Genomic DNA, 20,138 nt, shown 5'->3' with positions numbered 1-20,138 from the left:
AAAGCCCTCGCTGCAAGCAGGGAGAGCTTTTCATGGGCGGTAGCAACAAAAAAGCCCTCGCGTTAAGCGGAGGGCTTTGCTGGGGTCGGCAATCAGTGCCGATAATCTTGGCGCATAGGCTAGTCAGTTGCGGCGGGTGTCGTCAAATAATTCGCGTGACAATCATCGCGGTGGATTACCGGCGGTTTGGCCGCCAAGCGATGCATGACTGATTCAAGCGCCTTCCGCTTCAGTGCGAATCGCGGTTGAGAATGAGCTTGACGCTGCGTACTTCTTGCATCGTCGGCGCGCGTGCGGCGGTGCCGGCCTGGGTTATCGTCAGCCGCAGCGCGATTCGATCATCGCGGATCGCATCGGCGGGCACGGGCAGCGTATAGATACCGGATGCTTGCCCTAAGCGCACGCCGTACGGTGAAATGACGCCGAGCTCGCGGCCTGAGGCGGTGGTCAGCTCGATTTCCTGGCCGGGGCCGATGACGCCGACCTGCACCTGGATCCAGGCGGTGTCGCCCACTTGCAGTGCATGCGGCAACGGCAGGGTGATGACCTGCTCCGCCGCGGCATGCCCGTTCTGCGCCATCAGCGCAAACAACAGGCATGCAACGGCGGGCAGGCGCATGGTTTTACAGGGCCTTGATCGAAATGGCCTGCAGGGTCGGCGCGGTGCCGCCTTGCCCGCCCGATGGCACCACCCGGATGTTCAACGTGGTGGCCTTGGCCGCCCCCAACCCGCTGAATGCGCGTAGCGTCTTCGGCAGCGGGATGGCAAAGGTCGTTTCGGTGGACATCTTCATACCCGCCATGATGGGGCCAAAGAAGGCGATGGTACCCGCGTAGTAGGGGCTGTCGGCCGATACCTGGGTTACGCCTTCGGGTGCATTGACCAGCACATCGAACTCACGCGCAGTGGCTACGCCATCGGGTCGCGGCAAGGTGACTTCGGCGACCAGCGGCTTCTGCTGCATGTTGGCCAGATGGCTTTGAATCAAGTCGCTCGGTACCGAGACAGACCCGGCGTTGGCACTCACTGTGCCCCTGAGCGGTTCCACCTGGGCGGCTTTAAGCAGCGGGCCGCGCAACTGCAGCATGGCTTCGCCAAACCCCGGGGTGTAGTCGTAGTCGAACGCTTCGGTGTTGAAATAGTCGCCCGCCTTGCTGGGGCCGACGGGGTTGCCCTTGCCGTCGACGTAGAACAAAAAGGGCTCGTTGGCCAGGTCTTCGAGATCTTTGCCGGTGGGCAGGTAAGGCAGGTTCCAATGCTTCTGCTTGCGGGTCCACAGGTCCCACAGTCGATCGATGTTCGCATGGTGCAGGAAGAAGATCGGATCGATCGGCGACAGAAAGTTGGTCATGTTGCCGTATGGCCCCGGATCGAGCGGACCCACGCCGCCAATGCAGTTGTGAACTTTGTTGTGCGGGAAACCCTCGATAATGCAGAACTTGGTCGCACCGCTTGGCGGGGTGTTATGCGACGGCGTTTTGGAGCTGGAGAAGCTCTGCAGGGTTTCGTCGTTGTAAAAGTCGATGGGCGCCAGGCCCGAGAGAACGACAAACGGCGACACGTCGTAGGTGGTCTTGGGATCGAGTTTGGGATTGCTGCGCGAAAGATAACGGGCGGCGCAGGTGGTGGCGAAGGATTCGTTGCCGGAAATCCCCGCTTTGACGGCAACGCTGTAACCGGTGACATCGTTCCACAGGTCATCGAAAGTCGGATAGCCGCGGGCATCCAATTGGGTGCGCTGCGCGGGCGAAAGGCGATCCCAATAGCCGCTCAAGGTCGGCTTGATAAACGAGCTGAATACAGCCAGGTTGCCGGTATAGGGTTCATAGGCGTGGTCGGTCGGGCTGAGCACGCCGTCGAACATGCCGCTGGGAATTTCCGGATGCTGGGTCCAGTCCCAGTAAGGCATCGCAAACTGGTCGTTGCCGCTCAATGCGCGGATGGTTTGTTCGAAATAGCCGACATAGCCGCGATGCCAGGCATAGAACCACCAGTTTCCGTGTGGGCAATCCATGAGGTGGACGAAGGCGTTACGGAACCAGTTTTGCGGATGATCGGCCGGAAGCTTCAGCATCGCTTCGACGCCTTTGGCATAGCTGGCCAGCATCTTCTGGCCTTCAGGGCTGGCGACATTGTGACGGGTGTATTTTGCCGTTGGCCGCGGCTTTACCGGCGGCACTGGTGACGCCCACGATGAGGTCAGTGGAAAAGCCGCGGCGCCCAAGGCCGATGCGGCGGTGACTAGAAATTCGCGACGAGTAAAACGAACCATGCTGTGCCCCCTGATGTATTCGCTTGTAGGCCTGGCCCGGCATAGGGTCAGGTGTTGCTGATGGCGACGGCCCCGCAACATTTTTGACATTCGAGATCGCCGGGGCGGACTGGGTGCCGACGGCTGGCATCGGGCAGCCAAGCCCCATGCCCTGACGGATCAGGAGCTCATCAAAAATGTGGCGGTTAATCCCCTTTGACGACTATGTTTGGCCCGGCCTTGTCCCAAGCCATCGGGACTTATCTTATGCTTAAAAGGCAGCAGAAGTGACGCATAAAAGATGTCTAGAATGTGTCAATAAACGATAGGTTTTACTTGCCATGTCATAACGATTGAAATTAATCGTTCGAAAGTTCTTGTATTTTATGCATGGTGCGATTTAGGTGATTATTGGAAAATGATGTTGGCAGCGTATTCCTGCCATGTTTTAGCAGGCCGCGCCGAGGATTTTTTTGACAGTATGCCGTCGTGCCGCTTTGGTCGAGAGCCAGGGGCAGGGGATTTACGGCCTGTCGGCCATACGCTTGTTCTACTCATGCCGCGCCATTTCCTGCCAGGGCATTATTATTTTCCGCTGCTCGGTATGCCCGTGATGGTTTGTTTCCATGAGGTAGCGTGGGTTTATCTTGGCGCTGTGCATAATGCCTGTGCGGTATTGGAGGCACGGGCGATAGGCGGGTCACTGAAAACGGGCGCACCTTGCCACGGTTATCTGTGGATCAATCCACCGTCGCTTGGTTGAGATCATCCAAGGATGATCATGCGGGCTCTAGTGGGTTAATTGTTTATCGGGATGGTCGTTATTACGCCATAACCGGCGGAGCTTTTATTCGTGACTTCTGGTGGGTGAGGCACCGCACGCAAGTGGATAGCCTCGTCGCCGCCGCTCAGCATAAGGTCGGTGCGGGGCTCTTGGCAGAACCCCACACCAGCCTGTTACGTCGGCGCGTATCAACGTCCTTGTCTATCGCGCTTGGCTCGCATGGCATGGCGGGACATCGCGCCGAACTGGCGATTTCGCTCATGGCGTTCCCTTGCGCTGAGCGCTGCCTGGGCGGCCTCGCGTTGCAGCTTGAGGTAACTGGCGAAACGGCGAGAGTCCAGCCGACCGTCGGCTACCGCACTGGTGATGGCACAGCCTTCGTCATGCTGGTGATGGCAATCGCTGAAGCGGCATTGCGCCGCCAGGGTTTCAATATCGTCAAAGACCGCGCTTACCCCGGCATGGGCCGCGCCAATGCATGCCGGGTGTATCGATGAGCCATGCCCCCGAGGCAAGTGCATACATTTCACGAGCAGTGGTGGTGTGCCGGCCTTTGGCGTCGTCTTCGCGGATCGCCGCGGTCAGCTGCAGCGTGTTGCCGACAAGCCGGTTAGTCAGCGTCGACTTGCCTACCCCGGAGGAGCCGACCAAGGCCACGGTTTGCCCGCTTTGCAACCAGGGATGCAGTTGCGTCACGGAGGTTGCATCCGTGGCATTGACCAGCAAGATGGCGACGCCGGGAGCGATCTGCCGAGCCTCGGTGACGTATGCCATAGCGTCGTCGCTGGTGTCGGCTTTACTGAGCACGATGACCGGCGTCACGGCGGCCTCGAAGGCCAGCGCGAGATAACGTTCCAGGCGCGATGGATTGAAGTCGTCATTGCACGACGTGACGATAAACAAGCTGTCGAGATTGGCGGCGATCGATTGCAGGCGGTGCTCGCCGCCGGCGGCCACTCGGACCATTAATGACTGCCGCTCGATCAGGCGCAGCACGCGATCTGCGTGTTGCTCGATCAGTACCCAATCGCCGACGGTGATGGCGGTTTCCGACGATGCGGCTCGATGCGAGGGCAGTGTCACCAGGGCGGTGCCGCGCGAAGACAGCACGGTCAATCCATGTCGGTGCACCCCGGCGACCCGAGCCGGGTAGCCGGCTTCGAAATCCTCGATGGTTAGTTGTTGAGCGTAGCCTGGCCGCCAGCCGAGCTGGTGCAGGGAGAAAAACGGAGTTGGCATGGAGAACCCTTGAGGCGCAATGAAACGCATCGACGTCCCGCGAGGGAGTCGAACGGAATGCCAGGGTTCAACGCAATGGGTGGACCAACCTTGAAGTTGGTCGGCCGATGATTACAGCGGCAGCGTCGACCCGGCGAGGATCAGGATTTGAACATTCATAGCTCTCGAGACCTCGCGCAGGTGAAGGGAAAGGAGGCGCAGGTTAATCGCACGGCATGTGTTGTGCAAGCGCCTGCAAGCGAAAGTCTGCTCGCGATCACCTATCGACGAATAGCTATGCGGCGAACGGAGGTTTGCGACGGGTGCGCACAGAGGTTGTCGCATCGCCATGCTTGCATGCCCTCGGTGCGCAACCGGTGGATGGGGATGGCATACCTTCATCAGGAAGACCTGTATGGGCATGTGCCTTGGTGGCGAGAACAGGACCAGTAGTGCGCTACATCCGCTGGATGACTGACGCTGCCCGAGGGCGCGGGCGGCGCGTTGATCATGGTTTCCGCCGGCCGGCAAGTTTTTGCGGTTGCCGAAATCCTCTCGATCGGCACTTGCATTTAGATATCACTTTGATATCTAATTTTCCCATCTGAGGGAGGGTTAGTCATGAACGAGCGAAACGGTTTTTCCATTGCCGGTATTCCTGTCATCGGTCTATGCCTTGTACTGGCGCTGGGCGGTGTGGGTTTGTATGTCGTTGGCGGCGCAGATAGTTCAGAGAGCTGGTTGGCCGTGGTGGGTGTGTTTGTCCACGCATTGACCGTGCTGTTGCTCAAGGGCCTGTTTCAGGTCGCTCCGAACAAGGGGCTGGTATTGCAGCTCTTCGGCAAGTACGTCGGTACGGTACGGATTGAGGGGTTGCGCTGGACCAACCCGTTTTGCACCAAGCAGGGCATTTCCCTGCGTGTGCGCAATTTCGAAAGCAATAAGCTGAAGGTCAACGATAGCGACGGTAATCCGATCGAGATCGCCGCGGTGGTGGTGTGGCAGGTTATCGATACCGCCGAAGCGACGTTCTGCGTCGACAACTACGAAAACTTTGTCAATATTCAAAGCGAGTCGGCGCTGCGGCAAATGGCGCAGAGCTACCCTTATGACTCGCATGACAACAGCAAGCCGTCGCTGCGCAGCCATGGCGAAGAGATCAACAACCACCTCTGCGAAGAAATTCAGACCCGACTCGGCAAGGCCGGTGTGCAGGTGATCGAGGCGCGAATCAGCCATCTTGCCTATGCGCAAGAGATCGCCCAGGCCATGCTGCAGCGGCAGCAGGCCGGCGCCATTATCGCTGCGCGTCAGCGTATCGTCGAAGGCGCCGTAGGCATCGTTGCCATGGCCTTGGACAAGCTGCGCAGTCAGGGCGTGGTTGATCTGGATGAAGAGCGCAAGGCCGCGATGGTCAGCAATTTGCTGGTCGTGTTGTGCGGCGAACGCGCGACGCAGCCGATCATAAACACCGGCACGCTGCACAACTGAAGGCGACATGTCGAACGATAAAAAAGCCTACCCGTTACGGATCAGCGCCAGCGTGCTGGAGGCGATGCAGCGCTGGTCCGATGACGAGCTGCGCAGTGTCAACGCACAGATCGAATACGTATTGCGTCAGGCGCTGCACAAGAATGGCCGGCTTAAACCTGCCAAATCCAAACCCGTCGCCGACGATGACGGTGAGTCGTGAACTAGCTCGAAACGCATCCGCGCAAACGCCACTGCAATAACTGCGATGCCTGTGCCGGCCTGTGGCGATCCTGGTCATCAATAACGCGAGGTTTGCGTAGGGTGAAGCTTTTACTTCGAATTATCGAATTCGCCCCTGGCTGGCGCGATGCTGGGAGTGGCATTTTGTCACCATGCGCGCTTTGACCAACGTGTTATGGAAGGTGCCACTGCCAGGGACGCGATGCCTATTTTCCTGCTCAACAGCCATGGCAATGACTCGTACATCACGGCAGAGCAGCATGCTTTACAGCAGCTTTCCTGCCTTGGCGCTGCTCTGTTGGTGAGCATCATTTTGATCGAAGTGATCTTGAAGCGGTTTTTCAAATGAACAGCGCTTCGACGTTTTCTTTCGCGTCGCATATCACGGATATGAAACTCGTGCGGACATTTGAGACAGCCGTACCGTGGCCCATGCCTTTGCTGGGCAGGGGCCGATGACAAGGTGTAGCGAAACGTCGGGAGAAATTTATGGCAAACGTTAAATTATGTATCGCGCTGGCTGCAGTACTGATGACGCAATCAGCGATAGGCGCCGAGCAGGCGATAACCACACACATCGCATCGGGCACGCTCAGCGGAACGCTGCAAACCCCGGATGGGCATCCAGGGCGCTCGCCTGTCGTGCTGATCGTTCCAGGGTCGGGCCCAACCGACCGGGATGGCAACAACCGGCTTGGCGTGAGTGCGGCGCCGTATCGCATGTTGGCCGCTGCCCTGGCCGGTCATGGCATTTCATCGGTAAGAATCGACAAACGCGGTATGTTCGGTAGCGCCATCCAAGGATGGAACCCTAATGACGCAAGCATCGATGGCTATGCGGAAGATGTGCGCGCCTGGGTCAAACGGATACGCAGCACGACGGGAAACGATTGTGTGTGGGTGCTTGGCCATAGCGAGGGTGCGCTTGTCGCCGAAGTGGCGGCGAAAAAGCCCGATGGCATGTGCGGTCTTATCCTCGCCTCGGGGGCCGGGCGAAATCTGGCCGATGTCATCAAGAGCCAGTTACAGGCCAACCCTGCCAATGCGCCGGTGCTTGCACAAGCGCTTTCGGCTCTTGAGTCGCTGCGTGGCGGTCATCGCATCGACGTGGCGGCATTTCCCGCGCCACTGCAGCAGCTGTTCCATCCCGACTTGCAGAACTATCTGATTAATGTCTTCTCGTTTGATCCGGTGCAAGAGCTCAAAGGTTTTTCAGGGCCAGTCATGGTGATTCAAGGCAGCAGTGATATACAGGTAAGCGTGGCCGACGCCACGATGCTTGCTGCGGCGCGCCCCGGCATCGTGCTCAAGACGATCCAGGGTATGAATCACGTCTGGAAAATGCCCACGGAAGGTGTTCAGGCCAACATGGCGAGCTATAGCAATCCGTCACTTCCGTTGGCGCCCGAACTGGCGCCGGCTATCGCGGATTTTATCCGGCAGCATAGTGAGCAGTGAGTGCGACTGCGGTCTGGGCAGTGAATAGGCCAGGGCCGTCTTCGTTGAGAAGACGGCCCCATCGTCAAGAGCGGGCTTATAGATGCACCGGTTGGGTGACTTACCTGGTTTGCTGACTCGAAGTAGCATAGCGCCGGGGATATCTGCTTATGGCTGAAAGCGAGTGTGCGTGGATGGGAGTCCGGCACGCTGGCCGTGTTGCCGCGTGAAGTCGTGCCTGGTTCTGGTTTCGTGCCATCGAGCCCCCGAACAGATGGGATTCTCAGCCACCTTTCAGCACCGCTGTCATGCGCCATGGCGCAACAAGGGAGACAAGGTATGCAACGATCGACCCCGCCCGACCCTTCGCCGTTAGTGTCGTCCCAGCTTCTCGCCGGTAACTCCTCCTTTGCCGCGTTATCAAGCGCAACGGAGAGGCCATGGTCGTATGTGATGTTTGCGCTGGTGATGATGAGTCTCGGCATCATCGGTTTTATCTATGGCGATTTCGCCTTGGTCTGGCAGCGTATTCCCATTGAGCATTTGCCCGGACAGCAATTTTTTGCTTACGCCTGCGCCGCTATCGAGCTTGCTACCGGTCTGGGTCTGTTGATCAAATCCACGGCCAGGCTTTCTGCCTATGTGCTTTTTATTTATCTGCTGCTTTGGGTGGTGCTGTTGAAGGTTCCGGCAGTGGTGGCGGTGCCGAAGATGGAGGCGACCTGGCTGGGTTTCGGCGAGATCGCGGTTATCCTGGCGGGGGCATGGGTGATATTTGCCGCGCTTGCCGGCGATAGTCACGGTGCGAAGTTTTTCACCGGCAAGAACGGTGTGCGCAGTGCCAGGCTACTGTTCGCGTTGTCCTTGCCGATGATCGGGCTGGCGCATTTTTTCTATAGCGAACAGACCGTCGCGATGGTGCCCGGCTGGCTGCCTTATGGACTTGGTTGGGTCTACCTGACCGGCGCGGGCAGTATCGTGGCCAGCATCGCCGTGCTGTTGGCGATCTTTCCCCGGCTGGCGGCGACGCTGGAGGCGGCGATGCTTGCTGTCATCACCTTACTGGTCTGGGGGCCGGCACTGATGAAGATGCCGGTGGACCGAACCTCGTTGACGGCGTTCGTGATTTCCCTGGCGATTGCGGGTGGCGCGTGGGTTGTCGCCGATTCGTATCGCGGTGTTTCCTGGTTTGCCGTGGGTCGTGCTGCCAGGGCTACGCCTTAAAGCCACCTCTGGTCAGTGCATGCCGAGCCACGGATGGCTGCATCCTGATGACCTTGCTCGATGTGGCGAGCAGGCTAGGTTCCGAAGGCGCAGCTGATCAAGCCGAGTGAAGAAACGAGGCAATCACCTGTCGCACCGTTTGAAGACCGGTGCGTGTGGCGGCGCGCGACGTGCCGGCGAATCCAAAGACAAGGCCGCCTCGATCGGTAGCACCGTATTTGGAAAGCGGATGAACTTCGATGCCGAGGCGGGCGCCTTCGACGGCAATCGCCCGGTCGTCCAGATGGCCTGTGTGGCCGGGCTTGAATAGGCCGGTGACGTGCATGCCGGCGGTTGCGGGGCCGAAATCCAATACATCGGCCAATACGTTTGCCTCTTCCAGAAAGGCTAGTCGCCGCTCATCGTAGACCGCGCGGGTCTTGCGTAGATGGCGTGCCAGGTGTCCTTCGCTGATGAAGGCCGCGAGCACGCCTTGGGCGAGCAGGGCAGTGTGGCCGTCCGCTGCATGTTTTGCATTGACGAAGGCGCCGACGAGCGGCTCGGGCACGATGACGTAGGCAATCCGCAAGCCGGGAAAAAGAATCTTGTTGAAGCTGCCGACGTAGATGACCCGACCGTGCTCGTCGATGCCCTGCAGTGAGGCGATGGGGCGGCCTTCATAGCGATAGTCGCCGTCGTAATCGTCTTCGATGATGTAGGCATCGTGCTGTTGTGCCCAGCTGAGCAAAGCCTTTCTGCGCTCAAGCGACATCTCGCAACCCAGCGGGTACTGGTGCGCCGGGGTGACGTAGGCGAGGCGTGCATGCGGTTCGAGTTGCCGGCCGGCCTCGACGTCGAGGCCTTGCGCATCGACCGGTACTTGCACGACCTGCAGCCCCGCTGCGCGCAAACAGTGTTGTACCGGTTGATAGCCTGGCATTTCGACCCAGGCGCGATCTCCTGGATCGGCAAGCACCTTGCCGGCGAGCTCGACGGCTTGCTGAGTGCTGGTGATGACGATGACTTGATCGGGCGAGCAGCAAGTCGCCCGCATCGCGGACGCGTGCGCCGCGATCGCTTCGCGCAAGGCGGGCAGGCCGTTGCTGGCGCCGTATGCCCAGTAGTCGTTGCCGGGCCGGCTGGCTTCGCGAATCAACAGGCGATTCCAGACCTTGCGCGGAAATAATTCGCCGGGCGGCAGCGATGGCGTAAAGGCCTTGGCCGAGGCGGGCTGGTAATGGCCTGGATAGCTTTGCAATGCCTGCGCACGTTGCGACAAGCGCCGTGCCGGTTCGGCTTGGCTCGGGATCACGGCGCGTTTGGGCGCCGGCGGTTGGGCATCGCGTTCGGGAATGCAGGCGGCGACAAAGCTGCCGGCACCGCGGCGACGGACGATGTAGCCGTCGGCAACCAGTTGCCCGAGTGCCCAATCGACGGTGTTTCTGGCGACGCCAAGATCTTGCGCCAAGGTTCGGCTCGATGGCAGCCGCACGTTGGGGGCCAATGCGCCGCTGACGATGGCGACGCGGATGCGCTCGCCGATCCGCGCATAGGCGGGCTGGCCGGGCGCTGTCTCAAGACCGGCCACGTCAACGGAGAATATCGAGCCGGCATGTTTGACCATCCATAAAGACTAACCCTTTGCGCGGGTGTGCTCCATGGTCCAGTTGGTCTCCCACTGCTTGCCGTCCAACGAAAAAGCTTGCTCCCAGTGTGCCCGGTCAGGCCCCAGGCGGGTCCAGCGGAAGCGCACCTTGATCGGCCTGCCATCGTCGCTATCGTCGCCGTAGAATTCACCGTGATCGCCGGTAAAGCCGCCCACGACCGGAGGGAAAAGCTCGCCGGTCGAGCTGTTGATCCAGTACAGCGACCATTGGCGCTTTTTCAGGTTGAACACCCGCACCGTCATGCCGGACCAGCCTTTGCTCGGAAACACCCCGTCGTCAATATTGACCACCCCGCCGAGGCGGCTTTCGCAGCGCAGCGATGCCGGAAAGGTGTCCCAGTCGTTGCTGCCGACCCAGCGTTTCTTCAGGCGCCGGTTGACGAAATTCCAGTGACCAACAAAGAAGTCGAAATCATGAATGTCACCGGTCGGGAGCACGATGTCGGTACCGGCGAGGAGGCTGGAACCGGCGGCGTCGGTCGCGCCTGCGATAGGCAGCAGGCTTAAGGCCGCCGCGCCGCTTAGCGCATGGATCAGCAGCTCGCGCCGCTTGATCGAAACAGTGCGGGTCATAACGGCATGCTCGCTCAATGGGAAGGCGGGCCTGACCCTGCGCGCAATGGAGGCCAGCGTGAAGAGCCATTTTGCAAAGGCTGATGGAGCCATTGGCTGGGTGTGTTGTAGGTCACGTCTTGGCTCGACGGCAGGATGGCGACACTTTCAAGTAAGGTAGCGACGCAAGAGTCGGACACACAAAGTATTCCCCAGTGGGGACACAGGAATGATTGACGAATGAGTAGTGCGTTGCATGCTTTTATCCGTGAGCTTGAGCAAGACGCCTGCTGGCTTGAGCCGAACCGTCTACGCGAGCGGGGAGAGGTACTCGATCGGCTGGAAACTTATCTTGGCTGCGGCTTGCCACAGGACGCCGACGCATCGATGACCGAGGCTGGGCTTCAGCAACGCATGGTTGCCCTGCGCGATGCCTTCGAGGCTGCCGATCATCGGCTTTACCAAAGTATTCGCCACGACATACAGCAGGGCGGCGGTGCGAGGACCTTGCTTGCATGGGTGACTGGCCTGGGCTCGGACAACGTTGTGGAGCCGCGGGCTAGTGGCGACAGCTATGACTATCTGGATGTGCTGATTGCCGGTGTGTTGCAGATCGATGAGCCGGATGCGCAGATTGCCGAGCTGGCGGACGAGATGGTCTTTTATCAGCCGACACCGGCGCGGCATATCTTCGACATGATCCGGCGAAGCGCGCTTGATAAGCACGATGTGCTGGTGGATCTTGGCGCTGGCCTGGGTCACGTGCCCTTGCTTGCGGCGATCTGCACCGGCGCCCGCTGTATCGGTGTCGAGTGGGAGCTGGCCTATGTCGATTGCGCGCGACGTTGTGCTCAGGCTTTGCATCTGACCCAGGTAACGTTTATCCGGCAGGATGCGCGCGCGGCCGATTTATCGACCGGCACGGTCTTTTATCTGTACACCCCTTTCACCGGCACGATATTGCGCGAGGTGCTGGATGCCTTGAGGGGGGAGGCGGCCAAGCGCGAGATTCGTATCTGCACGCTAGGCCCTTGTACATCGATAGTTGCGCTGGAGCCCTGGCTGGAAGCGGTCGGTGCGCAAGAGATCAACCAGCCGACTTTATTTCGCAGTATTGAAGCGTGCGCCGAGATCTTGCCGTAGAAGATGCCTGCAAGTTCCGCTTGAATAATTTCTATTGAGCTCGATCTCGCTTTGCCGTAACTTGCGCCGATGAACATGATTTCGATGGCTTCGCGACGACGCTGATCACTCTTGCCACTGACGCGCTTGCGTCGGTAGATCAGCGATTTTTTTCTGCGGAGAAGTCATGTTCCATCCCCTTACGGCGCGGATCGATGCGATCTTGCGCGATACTTTTTCTGCACTAGGCCTTCCAACGGCGCATGCCTGTGCGGTGGCCTGTGGACGTCCAGAGCTGGCGGATTTTCAATGCAACGGCGCGATGCCGACGGCGAAGATGCTTGGGCGGCAGCCGCGTGACATCGCTGCGGCGTTGACGGCGCATCTCTCGACGCGGCCGGAATTTTTCGCCGTATCCTCGGCTGGCCCTGGCTTTATCAATATGCGCATCGCGCCCTCCCTGCTTGCCGAGGCGGCCGCCGAGTTGTTGCATGACGAGCATCTTGGCGTCGCCGACCAAGGGCATGGGCAGCTTGCGGTCATCGACTTCGGCGGCCCGAACGTGGCCAAGCCGCTGCATGTGGGGCATCTGCGGTCGCTGGTGATCGGTGAGAGTCTGCGCCGCATGCTGAAGGCTCAGGGCTGGCGCGTTATTGCCGATGCGCACCTGGGCGACTGGGGTTTGCAAATGGGCATGCTGACCTCGGCATTGCGTCGCCGGCAGCCGGAGTTGCCTTGGTTCGCTCCCGTTTTCCAGGCCGCTGGACAGGTTGCCGCGCCGGTGACCTTGGACGAACTGGAGCGCTTGTATCCCGCTGCAGCCGAGGCTTGCCGTGTCGACCCCGAACGCATGGCGGAGGCGCGAGCGGATACGGCGGCTTTGCAAGCAGGCGATCCCGGCTTGCGGGATTTATGGCGGGCGTTGCGGACTTTATCGCTGCAAGCGCAGCAACGGGATTTCAGTGCGCTTGGCGTGACCTTCGATTTACTGCTGGGGGAAAGCGATGTCCAGCCGGCGATAGCGCCGATGATTGAGGATTTGTGCAGGCGTGGTATCGCGGTGGAAAGCGATGCTGCCTTGATCATCGACGTTGCCAGGCCGGGTGACGGCAAGGCCCTGCCGCCGCTGTTGCTGGCCAAGCAAGACGGTGCGTCACTGTATGCCACGACCGACCTCGCCACGCTGCTGCAGCGGACCGCGCAACTCGGGGCGAAGCGGGTGCTGTATGTCGTCGATCAGCGCCAGCTGCTGCATTTCGAACAGGTTTTTCGGGCCGCGGCGAAGGCGGGCTGGTCGGCCGACGTCGAGCTGCGCCATATCGGTTTCGGTACCGTCAACGGTGTCGATGGAAAGCCGTATAAAACCCGCCAGGGCGGAGTCGCCCGGTTGGCGGATTTGCTCGATGCCGCGGTGGAGAAAGCGGCCGAACGCATCGACGATTCCGGTTACGGCGCGGATCTTGCGCCGGCAGCAAAGGCGGATTTAGCCCGGCAGGTCGGCATGGCGGCGGTGAAGTTTGCCGATCTCTCCGGCGATCGCCTGTCGGGGTATGTCTTCGATCTGGATCGTCTGGTTTCGTTCGAAGGGCGCACCGGCCCTTATCTTCAATATGCCTGCGTGCGTATCCGCTCGGTGCTGCGGAAGGCCGCAGAAAGCGGTGAAGTCGTTGGCGCGGCGGTACCCGAAGTGCGCGCCGAGTGTGAATTGCTGCTTGCCTGCCTGGCATTTCCTGAAGCAGTGGCCGAGGCGGTTCGGCTATACCAGCCGGGTGTCCTGGCCGAGTATGCGTTTGGTCTGGCGCAGCGTTTCAGTCGCTTTTACGCCGAGTGTCCGGTGCTTGGCGCAGCGATCGTCACGCAACGCGCGTCGCGTTTGGCGATGTGCCATTTGACCGGGATGGTCTTGGCGCGCTCGCTGGAACTGCTAGGCATCGACGTGCCGGAGCGCATGTAGCGGCATCGTTGCTCACCATTTGCCTGGCCGCACGCAGCGCGTGTTGAGGGCGCGCTGCGCGGTGACCCGACATATCGGTATCTGCTGATGACGCGGTACCGGTTATGACCGCCTGCCCGTTGGGGGAATTGGCGACCAAGTACTTCACCATGCGCAACAAAGGAATATGCTGGGCTGCGACTTACTCAAAAGGCATCATCATGACCAGCATTTCTGGTAAGACCAGCAACGGTTTTACCTATGAAGGTGACTACGAGCAAGCAAGGTCGGGCCGGGTCACCTGGACCGCGACTTACCGCCGGGGCGGTGATTTCTTCGGTATGCGGCATGGACACATCAACGAGCTGCTGGACGTTTCCCTGGCGGAGGTCGATGCGGCGGTAAAGAGCGACATCGAATCGACATGGATCCAGTCCAGCTAGCGTTATAGCCGCCAGCGAGTGAGCGGCGGACGGCGAAAGCCCTGGCGCAGCGAGCCGATGCTGCCATGAGCTTGTTAGTCGCAATCGTCGGCTGCATCGCCGATCCAGCGCCGCTGCTCAGGGCGGTGGCGTTCTCGGTCATCCCCGTTTTTCGGCTCGCTTGAGCAGGTGAATGGCTGCCCATAAAGATGACCCTTTGCAGGACCGCCGCGAATCGGAGACGATTTACTCAGCGGGCAGGGGCAGGTCATCGGCCCAGGTGGCCGCGCGACCTACCTGGCTTACCAGGCAGAGCCAGCATGCGCGGCGGTCGCGAGCGGTGTATCGGCGAATCGCCTGGATAGGCTGACGAGGTGGGGATGTCGGCGGCGGGGCGGCTGGTAGCTTAAATGTGAAGGCCGGTTTTCACATGGGATTCACTGCCAAAGGGGTCCGATACAAACTGTGCCGGTCGACGATAGTAAAGTGACGCAGACAGCGGTATTCAAGCTAGAAGGGTGGCGGAGGCATGCAGATGGGTAAGGCATCGAACACCTGGCTGCGGCATGTGGCCGTCGCTGCTGCTTATGCGCTGAGTTACTTTATTTTGCGCAGTGTTTCGGTGTCGCATTTCATGTTGCCGGCGGGCTTGCGTCTGGCATGCCTTTTGTGGGTTCCCTATCGCTATTGGCCGGCGCTGATCGTGGGTGAAATGATTCCGCTGGCCTACACCAGTTACGACTGCGTCGATCAGTACGGCATGACTTGGGCCCTGCTCAATGTGTTTCCGCAGATCGCGCTGGCGATGCCGATCGTGGTGTGGTTTCGCCGCCATGTATCGCTATTTGGCCCCAAGCACGCGGTCAATATGGGCGCGGTACTTCTGTGCGCCCTGGCGATTTCCTTCGCCGCGAGCTGGCTCGATGTTGCGCATGTGGCTGTTATGCAGCTACCGCCAGGCTATGTGCTTCCGTCGGCGCTTCGTTTGGCGGTTGAGTATTTCCTCGGTGGCTATATTGGTATTTTGACCTTGCTGCCGTTGCTGCTGATGATTCGTGATGCACGGTACTCGGGCAAGTTGCACGCGCTGCCAAAGCATCTGCCGCAGAGCCGCTTGACGCTCGACTTCGTTTGCCTGTTGCTGCCTGTGCTGGTGTTATTGGTTTGGCTTAGCGTCAAGGCATCCGGCGAATTTCTACAGGTGACCCGTGTGGCGATGTTTTTGCCTGTAGCGTGGTTGACGCTAAGACATGGCTGGTTTGGTGCGGCACTTGGCGGTGCTGCGGTCAGCGTGGGTGTCATGTTGACGATGACCGTGCTTGGAGATCCTGCTGTCTTGCAGGCCCAGGCTTTTATCGGTTTTGCCGTAACGACGCTGCTTATCCTGGGTGCGCATATTGCGACCCTGCGCGCGCGCGAGCACAAAGGGCAGCTAGACGGCCAGCTGGCGCTGCAACTGGCCCAGCAAGGCCTTTATCTGGGCGAGTTGCGTGCGCAGCAGACAGCACAAGCTTTGCAACATATGGGTCGTACGTTTCAGCACTCTCAGCAGCAGCTTCTGGCGCAATTGCGTTATCTGTGGCCTGCGGTCGACGAAGCCCGCATTGAACGCCAGACCGAGGCTGCGCACCGCCAGGTCTATCGTCTGGCAGACAGCTTGCATCCGCATACCTGGCGTGAGCGCGGGCTACCTTCTGAGTTCCGTGAAGGGGCTATTGCCCATGCTTTGGCTGAGCTTGGCGTGGCCTATCACTGCGAGCTTTCGGGCAGCGATTTAAGCCGTCTTGCCCCGGATGTGCATGCCAGCTTGTATCGACTGGCCTGTGAGGCGGTGGTGCATCTGTTTGGGCAAAAATCCATGACAGGGGTACAGCTGGTGCTGCGTGGTGGCCATACACATGGTCGTCGCTGGGCGGTGCTGCGGGTAGAAGGCCGGGAGGGTACGGATGCGCCTAATCATCAGGCGGAGCGCCTTCAGCTGATCACGCGCCTGGGCGCCGTGGGCCAGGATATCCATGCTCTCCGTGACCGCGCGCGACTCTATGGCGGCGAACTGCATGTGAAAGCCAGCAGTAGCAGTGTGCGGCTTACCTTATTGCTGCATGACTCTGCCGGGTTGGCAGAGGCCTAACGCCAAGCGTTGCCTCTGCCAACGGGTTCTGCTGCTTAAGCCGACTATTTCGCGATGGCGCCGCCGCATTGAATCGGGTCGCTGCAATCCATGGCTCTTACACTCACCGTGCCGTTGCTCTGCGGCGCCATCTGGATCTGCGTGGCCTTATCGCGATAAATCGTTTCGCTGGGGCTCGGGCTGATCGTGCTGAGTGGCTTTTGCGGCGTGCCGACATGCTGCGCATCTTTGCCCATGGGCAAGACCAGGTACTCGCCGTTGGCGGTAGCCAAGGCGGCGCGTACCGCACCATTCAAATCATTGATCTGGATGTAGCGCACACCGTCACGTTCGAATACATAAACATGCCAGTTCGGGCTGGTACTGACGTCGCGGGCATTAGGCCAGGATTGGCCTAGCCCGGCACCTTGTGCGGCCGGTTGCTGAGCCCAGGCGCCGCCACATATGCCTGCCATGCAGAACGCCAAAGCCGGCACAAGTCGTTTCGCTGTCGTACGCATTTCAATCCCCCGGACGGGTCGTATTCCGGTCGCAGCATAACGCGAAACCTTGTTAATGCCATGTCTACCATGGCGGCCGAGTCGCGCCAGCAGCGGCCTCTCGGGGGCCGGGTGATTCGCGGGGATAGCTCGCTCAAGGCCTTGGTTTGCCGGGGAATTCATAGCTGATGGCGGTGTATCGGGTCGCGCGCGCGACGTATCACGCTGGCTAAACTTACCGTGGCTTAACTAAGGCGTGCCCAAACCCTCCCTGGTTTCCAGCTATGCCCTGCTGCCGGGTGGCCTCATTGCGCGGGCAGGCATCGCGTCTTCGAGAGCGGTTGCGTTGTCCGTTGCTGCGGCTTCGCCCGTTTTGGCGCATTCAACGCCGTATTTCATCACCGCAATGTCGACGTGGCTGCCGTCGAATCATTGGGTTTGTTGTGGGCCTTTCGCCGCGGCGATGGTCTTGTCGCGGATGATTCCAGGGTTTTTACATGCTTGCTGGGCTTGCCAGCCGGTCGCCAATCGCCATGGCTGCGATGAACGCTGGCCTCATCTAAGCTACCGCCGCTGGCCTATCGTGAGCGGGGGGATCATGTTTGGACTATTTCGCAAAGGGAGCTTGCTGGGCGAGGAGCTGACGCAGTGGCAGTTCGATTGTTTTGCGTGGCTGCTTCGGCATTCGGGTGGTTTCGCGGCTTTTCAGCAGCGGCAACTGATACAGCCGACAGCGCAATGCTTTGCACGGCAGGGGGCCCAGGGACATGCCTTTGCCGAGGTGATCTTTACCCAGGTAAAACAGCACGCCGGCATGGCGGCGTGGCCGTGTTCGCTGCAGGTACAAGAAGACGACCCGAATCTACTGGTCGGTCGAGCCCTGTTGATCCAGGGCGTGCCTGCGACGCCGGGAGGCACTTTTCACGCTGGCGAAGATGGCGTTGTCATTACCTATCACCCGCGTAACGTGAGCGATGGCATGGTGCTTATCGCGACCTTTGCCCATGAGCTGGCGCATTACCGCACGGCAGGTTTTGAGGAGGCGCCGCCTGGTGGCTGGGAGATTTGGGAGCCCGCCACCGATCTGGCAGCGGTGTTCCTTGGCTTTGGTATTTTTCTGGCCAACTCTCATTTCAGTTTTGCCCAGCACTCCGATGGCGAGTCGATGGGCTGGCGCGCGGAGCGGCGCGGCTATCTGTCCGAGCCTGAGTTGCTGCATATGCATGCCATCTTCACCACGCTGCTGAACATTCCCACGTCGGAAACACTTAAGCATCTCAAGCCGTCCCTACGCGGCATTTTCAAGCGGGTGCACAAAGATGTCGGCCGTGCCACCGAAGCGATCGACTCGCTGCGCGGTATCGCCGCCATGCAACCCGCCTGACAGCGGCGAGCCACGCCAAGCGCTGTTCCACCCGATGTGGATAGTTGGTGCATCAGCCACCGCGACTAGGGCGCGGCGGTGGCACACCATGCAAGCCCCGTCGCGACGGGCTAGTCTTTGGCGCCCCTAATCTTCGACATCGGTCGGGTCGAATATCTCTTCGACAGGCTTCTGGAATACCTTGGCAATCTTGAAAGCGAGCGGAAGGCTCGGAGCATATTTGCCGGTTTCCAGTGCGTTGACGGTTTGCCGCGCAATGCCTAGCCGCTCGGCCAATTCGGCTTGCGAGATTTCCAGTTGAGCGCGTAGTACGCGCAATGAATTTCTCATGAGTGGTAGTACCGACGTCGCGTCACGCCGGTGCAGATGCCCCAAACCGCTGCCATCAAGGGCCACACCCAGACCACGCTGATATGGGGCAGGCCGACATGCTCCAGAAAACCATAGGTCAGGGTGATGAGTGCCGTCACCAGAACCGTCATGGCCAGTGCGTTGAACTGGATGCGTTGATGGAGTTCATCCAGCCGCGCGATGCGCTGCACGCTGGCCCGGGCGATAAAGATCAGCGGGATGATAGGTAACACGGCCACCGGATAACGCCAGATGGAATCCATGTGATGCGCGTCATACCAAAGGCTGGCGGACAGTATGACCGCATAGACGATGGCCGAAATAACGGTGGTCCGGACGTAAGGCGTATCCGCAGGCATATCAGCACTCCTTCGATAAGCACGCTTGCTATGTACGCTTTACGCGTCATTGTGTCAAGTATAAGCGACACGTCGACGTTGGGCCGATGCCGGGCCCGCGCTGATTTTTACGCCTATGGCCCATGTGGCCAGGGCGCTTACGAGGGATGGCGATGAGCCAGCGTGCTAGGCTCGTCCCGGTCTGCAATCGTTGGGCCAGCCAGGCCAGCCCGCCATGCCTGAGTTCGAAATAAGTCGCTTACTGGATACGGACACCGTCACCGTACGGAATGTCCGTTGTAACGGCTTGTGCCGCCATCGCAGTGCGGAAGAATGCGCCGCGGCAACTCAGCTGGTGTTTCCCTACCGCGGTGTTTACATGCTGTTCTTCAATGCGGACGAGGGTTATCAGATCAGCCATCCGGTTGACGGCGGCGATGCCAGCCTGTCGTTAAGCCTGTCGGAATCGTTGCTGAGTGAACTGGCGCCGCGTGCTTTGCTCAGCGATCGCGGAAAAATCGGATTTCGCCGGCAACACCTGCGCATCGATCCACGCGCGCAAGCCTTGGTCGCCTTGCTGCGGCATAGCCTGGAAAACCAGGCGGTCGAACCGCTGGAGGCCGAAGGTTTGCTGTTGACCCTGGTATGCCGCAGCCTGGGGCCGCGCACCACGCATGAGCCGAGTGCCACCCATGCGCGGCGTCGATTGGCTGATCGCGTCAAAGTGCTGTTGGCGAGTGACCTATCCCGCCGCTGGACGCTGGCGGAGATCGCCGCTGACATCGGTGGCTCGCCGGTGTATCTGACCCAGGTATTTCAGCAGGTCGAAGGCATTCCCTTGTATCGCTATCACCTGCGGCTTCGACTCGCGCGGGCGTTGGACCTGCTTGCCGAATATGAGGATTTATCGGCCTTGGCGGCGGAGCTCGGCTTCTCCAGTCACAGCCATTTTGCCGCGGCATTCCGCCAGGCCTATGGCCGCTCACCGAGCGCCTTCAAGCAGTCGGCGCGACGGGCCTGAGCCGGTTTTAAAACCACTAAAGATTTCGACAGCGGCGCTCAACGCTCCATGGTCTGCTGTGCCTGCCCGATAAGCGGGTTACCAACGGAGATAAGCTCATGACTGAGAAAACCTGCGCCGCATGCGATTACA

At 59.9% G+C, this 20,138-nt stretch carries 20 protein-coding genes; 12 read left to right on the top strand and 8 right to left on the bottom strand.

Going from position 1 to position 20,138, the window contains the following annotated elements; translation table 11 throughout:
* Positions 1-229: 229 nt before the first annotated feature.
* Both OUZ52_RS06160 and OUZ52_RS06155 read right to left on the bottom strand, forming a co-directional pair.
* Complete coding sequence (locus tag OUZ52_RS06160) at positions 230-619, bottom strand: hypothetical protein (protein WP_266157489.1); 390 nt, start codon at positions 617-619, stop codon at positions 230-232.
* 4 nt (positions 620-623) lie between these two features.
* Positions 624-2,273 (bottom strand): tyrosinase family protein, encoded by a 1,650-nt coding sequence (locus tag OUZ52_RS06155; RefSeq protein ID WP_266157487.1) that lies wholly within the window; start codon positions 2,271-2,273, stop codon positions 624-626.
* 714 nt (positions 2,274-2,987) lie between these two features.
* Here OUZ52_RS06155 and OUZ52_RS06150 point away from each other — a divergent pair.
* Positions 2,988-3,533: a hypothetical protein gene (locus tag OUZ52_RS06150; protein WP_266157486.1), complete on the top strand. Its 546-nt coding sequence runs from the start codon at positions 2,988-2,990 to the stop codon at positions 3,531-3,533.
* Here the strand turns inward: OUZ52_RS06150 and rsgA are convergent.
* A complete protein-coding gene (gene rsgA / locus OUZ52_RS06145) occupies positions 3,475-4,275 on the bottom strand; it encodes a GTPase RsgA (RefSeq protein ID WP_266157484.1) in 801 nt (266 codons plus the stop codon). The two genes, OUZ52_RS06150 and rsgA, sit on opposite strands and share 59 nt — an antisense overlap.
* 600 nt (positions 4,276-4,875) lie before the next feature.
* On the opposite strand from rsgA, the gene OUZ52_RS06140 reads away from it, so the two are divergent.
* The 5 genes from OUZ52_RS06140 to OUZ52_RS06120 all read left to right on the top strand — a co-directional run bounded on the left by OUZ52_RS06140 (position 4,876) and on the right by OUZ52_RS06120 (position 8,628).
* Positions 4,876-5,745, top strand: a complete 870-nt coding sequence (locus OUZ52_RS06140) for an SPFH domain-containing protein (RefSeq protein ID WP_266157482.1) — start codon at positions 4,876-4,878, stop codon at positions 5,743-5,745.
* Positions 5,746-5,752: 7 nt separating this feature from the next.
* Entirely contained in the window at positions 5,753-5,947 is a 195-nt protein-coding gene (locus OUZ52_RS06135; RefSeq protein ID WP_266157481.1) for a type II toxin-antitoxin system antitoxin, read from the top strand.
* 147 nt (positions 5,948-6,094) lie between these two features.
* Positions 6,095-6,316, top strand: coding sequence for a hypothetical protein (locus tag OUZ52_RS06130; RefSeq protein WP_266157480.1), 222 nt, complete (start codon positions 6,095-6,097; stop codon positions 6,314-6,316).
* 140 nt (positions 6,317-6,456) lie between these two features.
* Complete coding sequence (locus OUZ52_RS06125; protein ID WP_266157479.1) at positions 6,457-7,425, top strand: alpha/beta hydrolase; 969 nt, start codon at positions 6,457-6,459, stop codon at positions 7,423-7,425.
* A gap of 318 nt (positions 7,426-7,743) precedes the next feature.
* A complete protein-coding gene (locus OUZ52_RS06120) occupies positions 7,744-8,628 on the top strand; it encodes a DoxX family protein (RefSeq protein ID WP_266157478.1) in 885 nt (294 codons plus the stop codon).
* Positions 8,629-8,725: 97 nt separating this feature from the next.
* Here the strand turns inward: OUZ52_RS06120 and pdxR are convergent, their stop codons facing one another.
* Positions 8,726-10,231, bottom strand: a complete 1,506-nt coding sequence (gene pdxR, locus OUZ52_RS06115; protein ID WP_266157477.1) for a MocR-like pyridoxine biosynthesis transcription factor PdxR — start codon at positions 10,229-10,231, stop codon at positions 8,726-8,728.
* 9 nt (positions 10,232-10,240) lie between these two features.
* Complete coding sequence (locus tag OUZ52_RS06110; RefSeq protein ID WP_266157476.1) at positions 10,241-10,846, bottom strand: hypothetical protein; 606 nt, start codon at positions 10,844-10,846, stop codon at positions 10,241-10,243.
* 219 nt (positions 10,847-11,065) lie between these two features.
* On the opposite strand from OUZ52_RS06110, the gene OUZ52_RS06105 reads away from it, so the two are divergent.
* The 4 genes from OUZ52_RS06105 to OUZ52_RS06090 all read left to right on the top strand — a co-directional run bounded on the left by OUZ52_RS06105 (position 11,066) and on the right by OUZ52_RS06090 (position 16,433).
* Positions 11,066-11,968 (top strand): TRM11 family methyltransferase, encoded by a 903-nt coding sequence (locus OUZ52_RS06105; RefSeq protein WP_266157475.1) that lies wholly within the window; start codon positions 11,066-11,068, stop codon positions 11,966-11,968.
* Between the two features lie 166 nt (positions 11,969-12,134).
* Positions 12,135-13,901, top strand: a complete 1,767-nt coding sequence (argS, locus tag OUZ52_RS06100) for an arginine--tRNA ligase (RefSeq protein WP_266157474.1) — start codon at positions 12,135-12,137, stop codon at positions 13,899-13,901.
* Positions 13,902-14,101: 200 nt separating this feature from the next.
* The gene (locus OUZ52_RS06095; RefSeq protein WP_266157472.1) at positions 14,102-14,323 is read left to right on the top strand and encodes a TonB-dependent receptor; all 222 of its coding nucleotides are present in this window, start codon (positions 14,102-14,104) and stop codon (positions 14,321-14,323) included.
* 514 nt (positions 14,324-14,837) lie between these two features.
* Positions 14,838-16,433: an MASE1 domain-containing protein gene (locus OUZ52_RS06090; protein ID WP_266157470.1), complete on the top strand. Its 1,596-nt coding sequence runs from the start codon at positions 14,838-14,840 to the stop codon at positions 16,431-16,433.
* Between the two features lie 44 nt (positions 16,434-16,477).
* Here the strand turns inward: OUZ52_RS06090 and OUZ52_RS06085 are convergent, their stop codons facing one another.
* Positions 16,478-16,888, bottom strand: coding sequence for a hypothetical protein (locus tag OUZ52_RS06085; RefSeq protein ID WP_266157469.1), 411 nt, complete (start codon positions 16,886-16,888; stop codon positions 16,478-16,480).
* A gap of 622 nt (positions 16,889-17,510) precedes the next feature.
* Here OUZ52_RS06085 and OUZ52_RS06080 point away from each other — a divergent pair.
* A complete protein-coding gene (locus OUZ52_RS06080; protein ID WP_266157468.1) occupies positions 17,511-18,296 on the top strand; it encodes a hypothetical protein in 786 nt (261 codons plus the stop codon).
* Between the two features lie 126 nt (positions 18,297-18,422).
* On the opposite strand, the gene OUZ52_RS06075 is transcribed toward OUZ52_RS06080, so the two are convergent.
* Both OUZ52_RS06075 and OUZ52_RS06070 read right to left on the bottom strand, forming a co-directional pair.
* A complete protein-coding gene (locus tag OUZ52_RS06075) occupies positions 18,423-18,626 on the bottom strand; it encodes a helix-turn-helix transcriptional regulator (protein WP_266157467.1) in 204 nt (67 codons plus the stop codon).
* Entirely contained in the window at positions 18,623-19,006 is a 384-nt protein-coding gene (locus tag OUZ52_RS06070; RefSeq protein WP_266157465.1) for a hypothetical protein, read from the bottom strand. The genes OUZ52_RS06075 and OUZ52_RS06070 overlap by 4 nt, the downstream gene beginning before the upstream one ends.
* 214 nt (positions 19,007-19,220) lie before the next feature.
* Here OUZ52_RS06070 and OUZ52_RS06065 point away from each other — a divergent pair, with 214 nt between their 5' ends.
* Positions 19,221-20,006 carry a helix-turn-helix domain-containing protein gene (locus OUZ52_RS06065; RefSeq protein WP_266157464.1) on the top strand — a complete coding sequence of 262 codons (786 nt, stop codon included), beginning with the start codon at positions 19,221-19,223 and terminating at the stop codon, positions 20,004-20,006.
* Positions 20,007-20,138: the final 132 nt, after the last annotated feature.

The organism is Dyella silvatica (assembly GCF_026283955.1).
Classification (GTDB): Bacteria; Pseudomonadota; Gammaproteobacteria; order Xanthomonadales; family Rhodanobacteraceae; genus Dyella_C; species Dyella_C silvatica.
The sequence above is the reverse complement of the archived record's forward strand: the minus strand, read 5'-3'. Positions and strand labels throughout refer to the sequence as shown.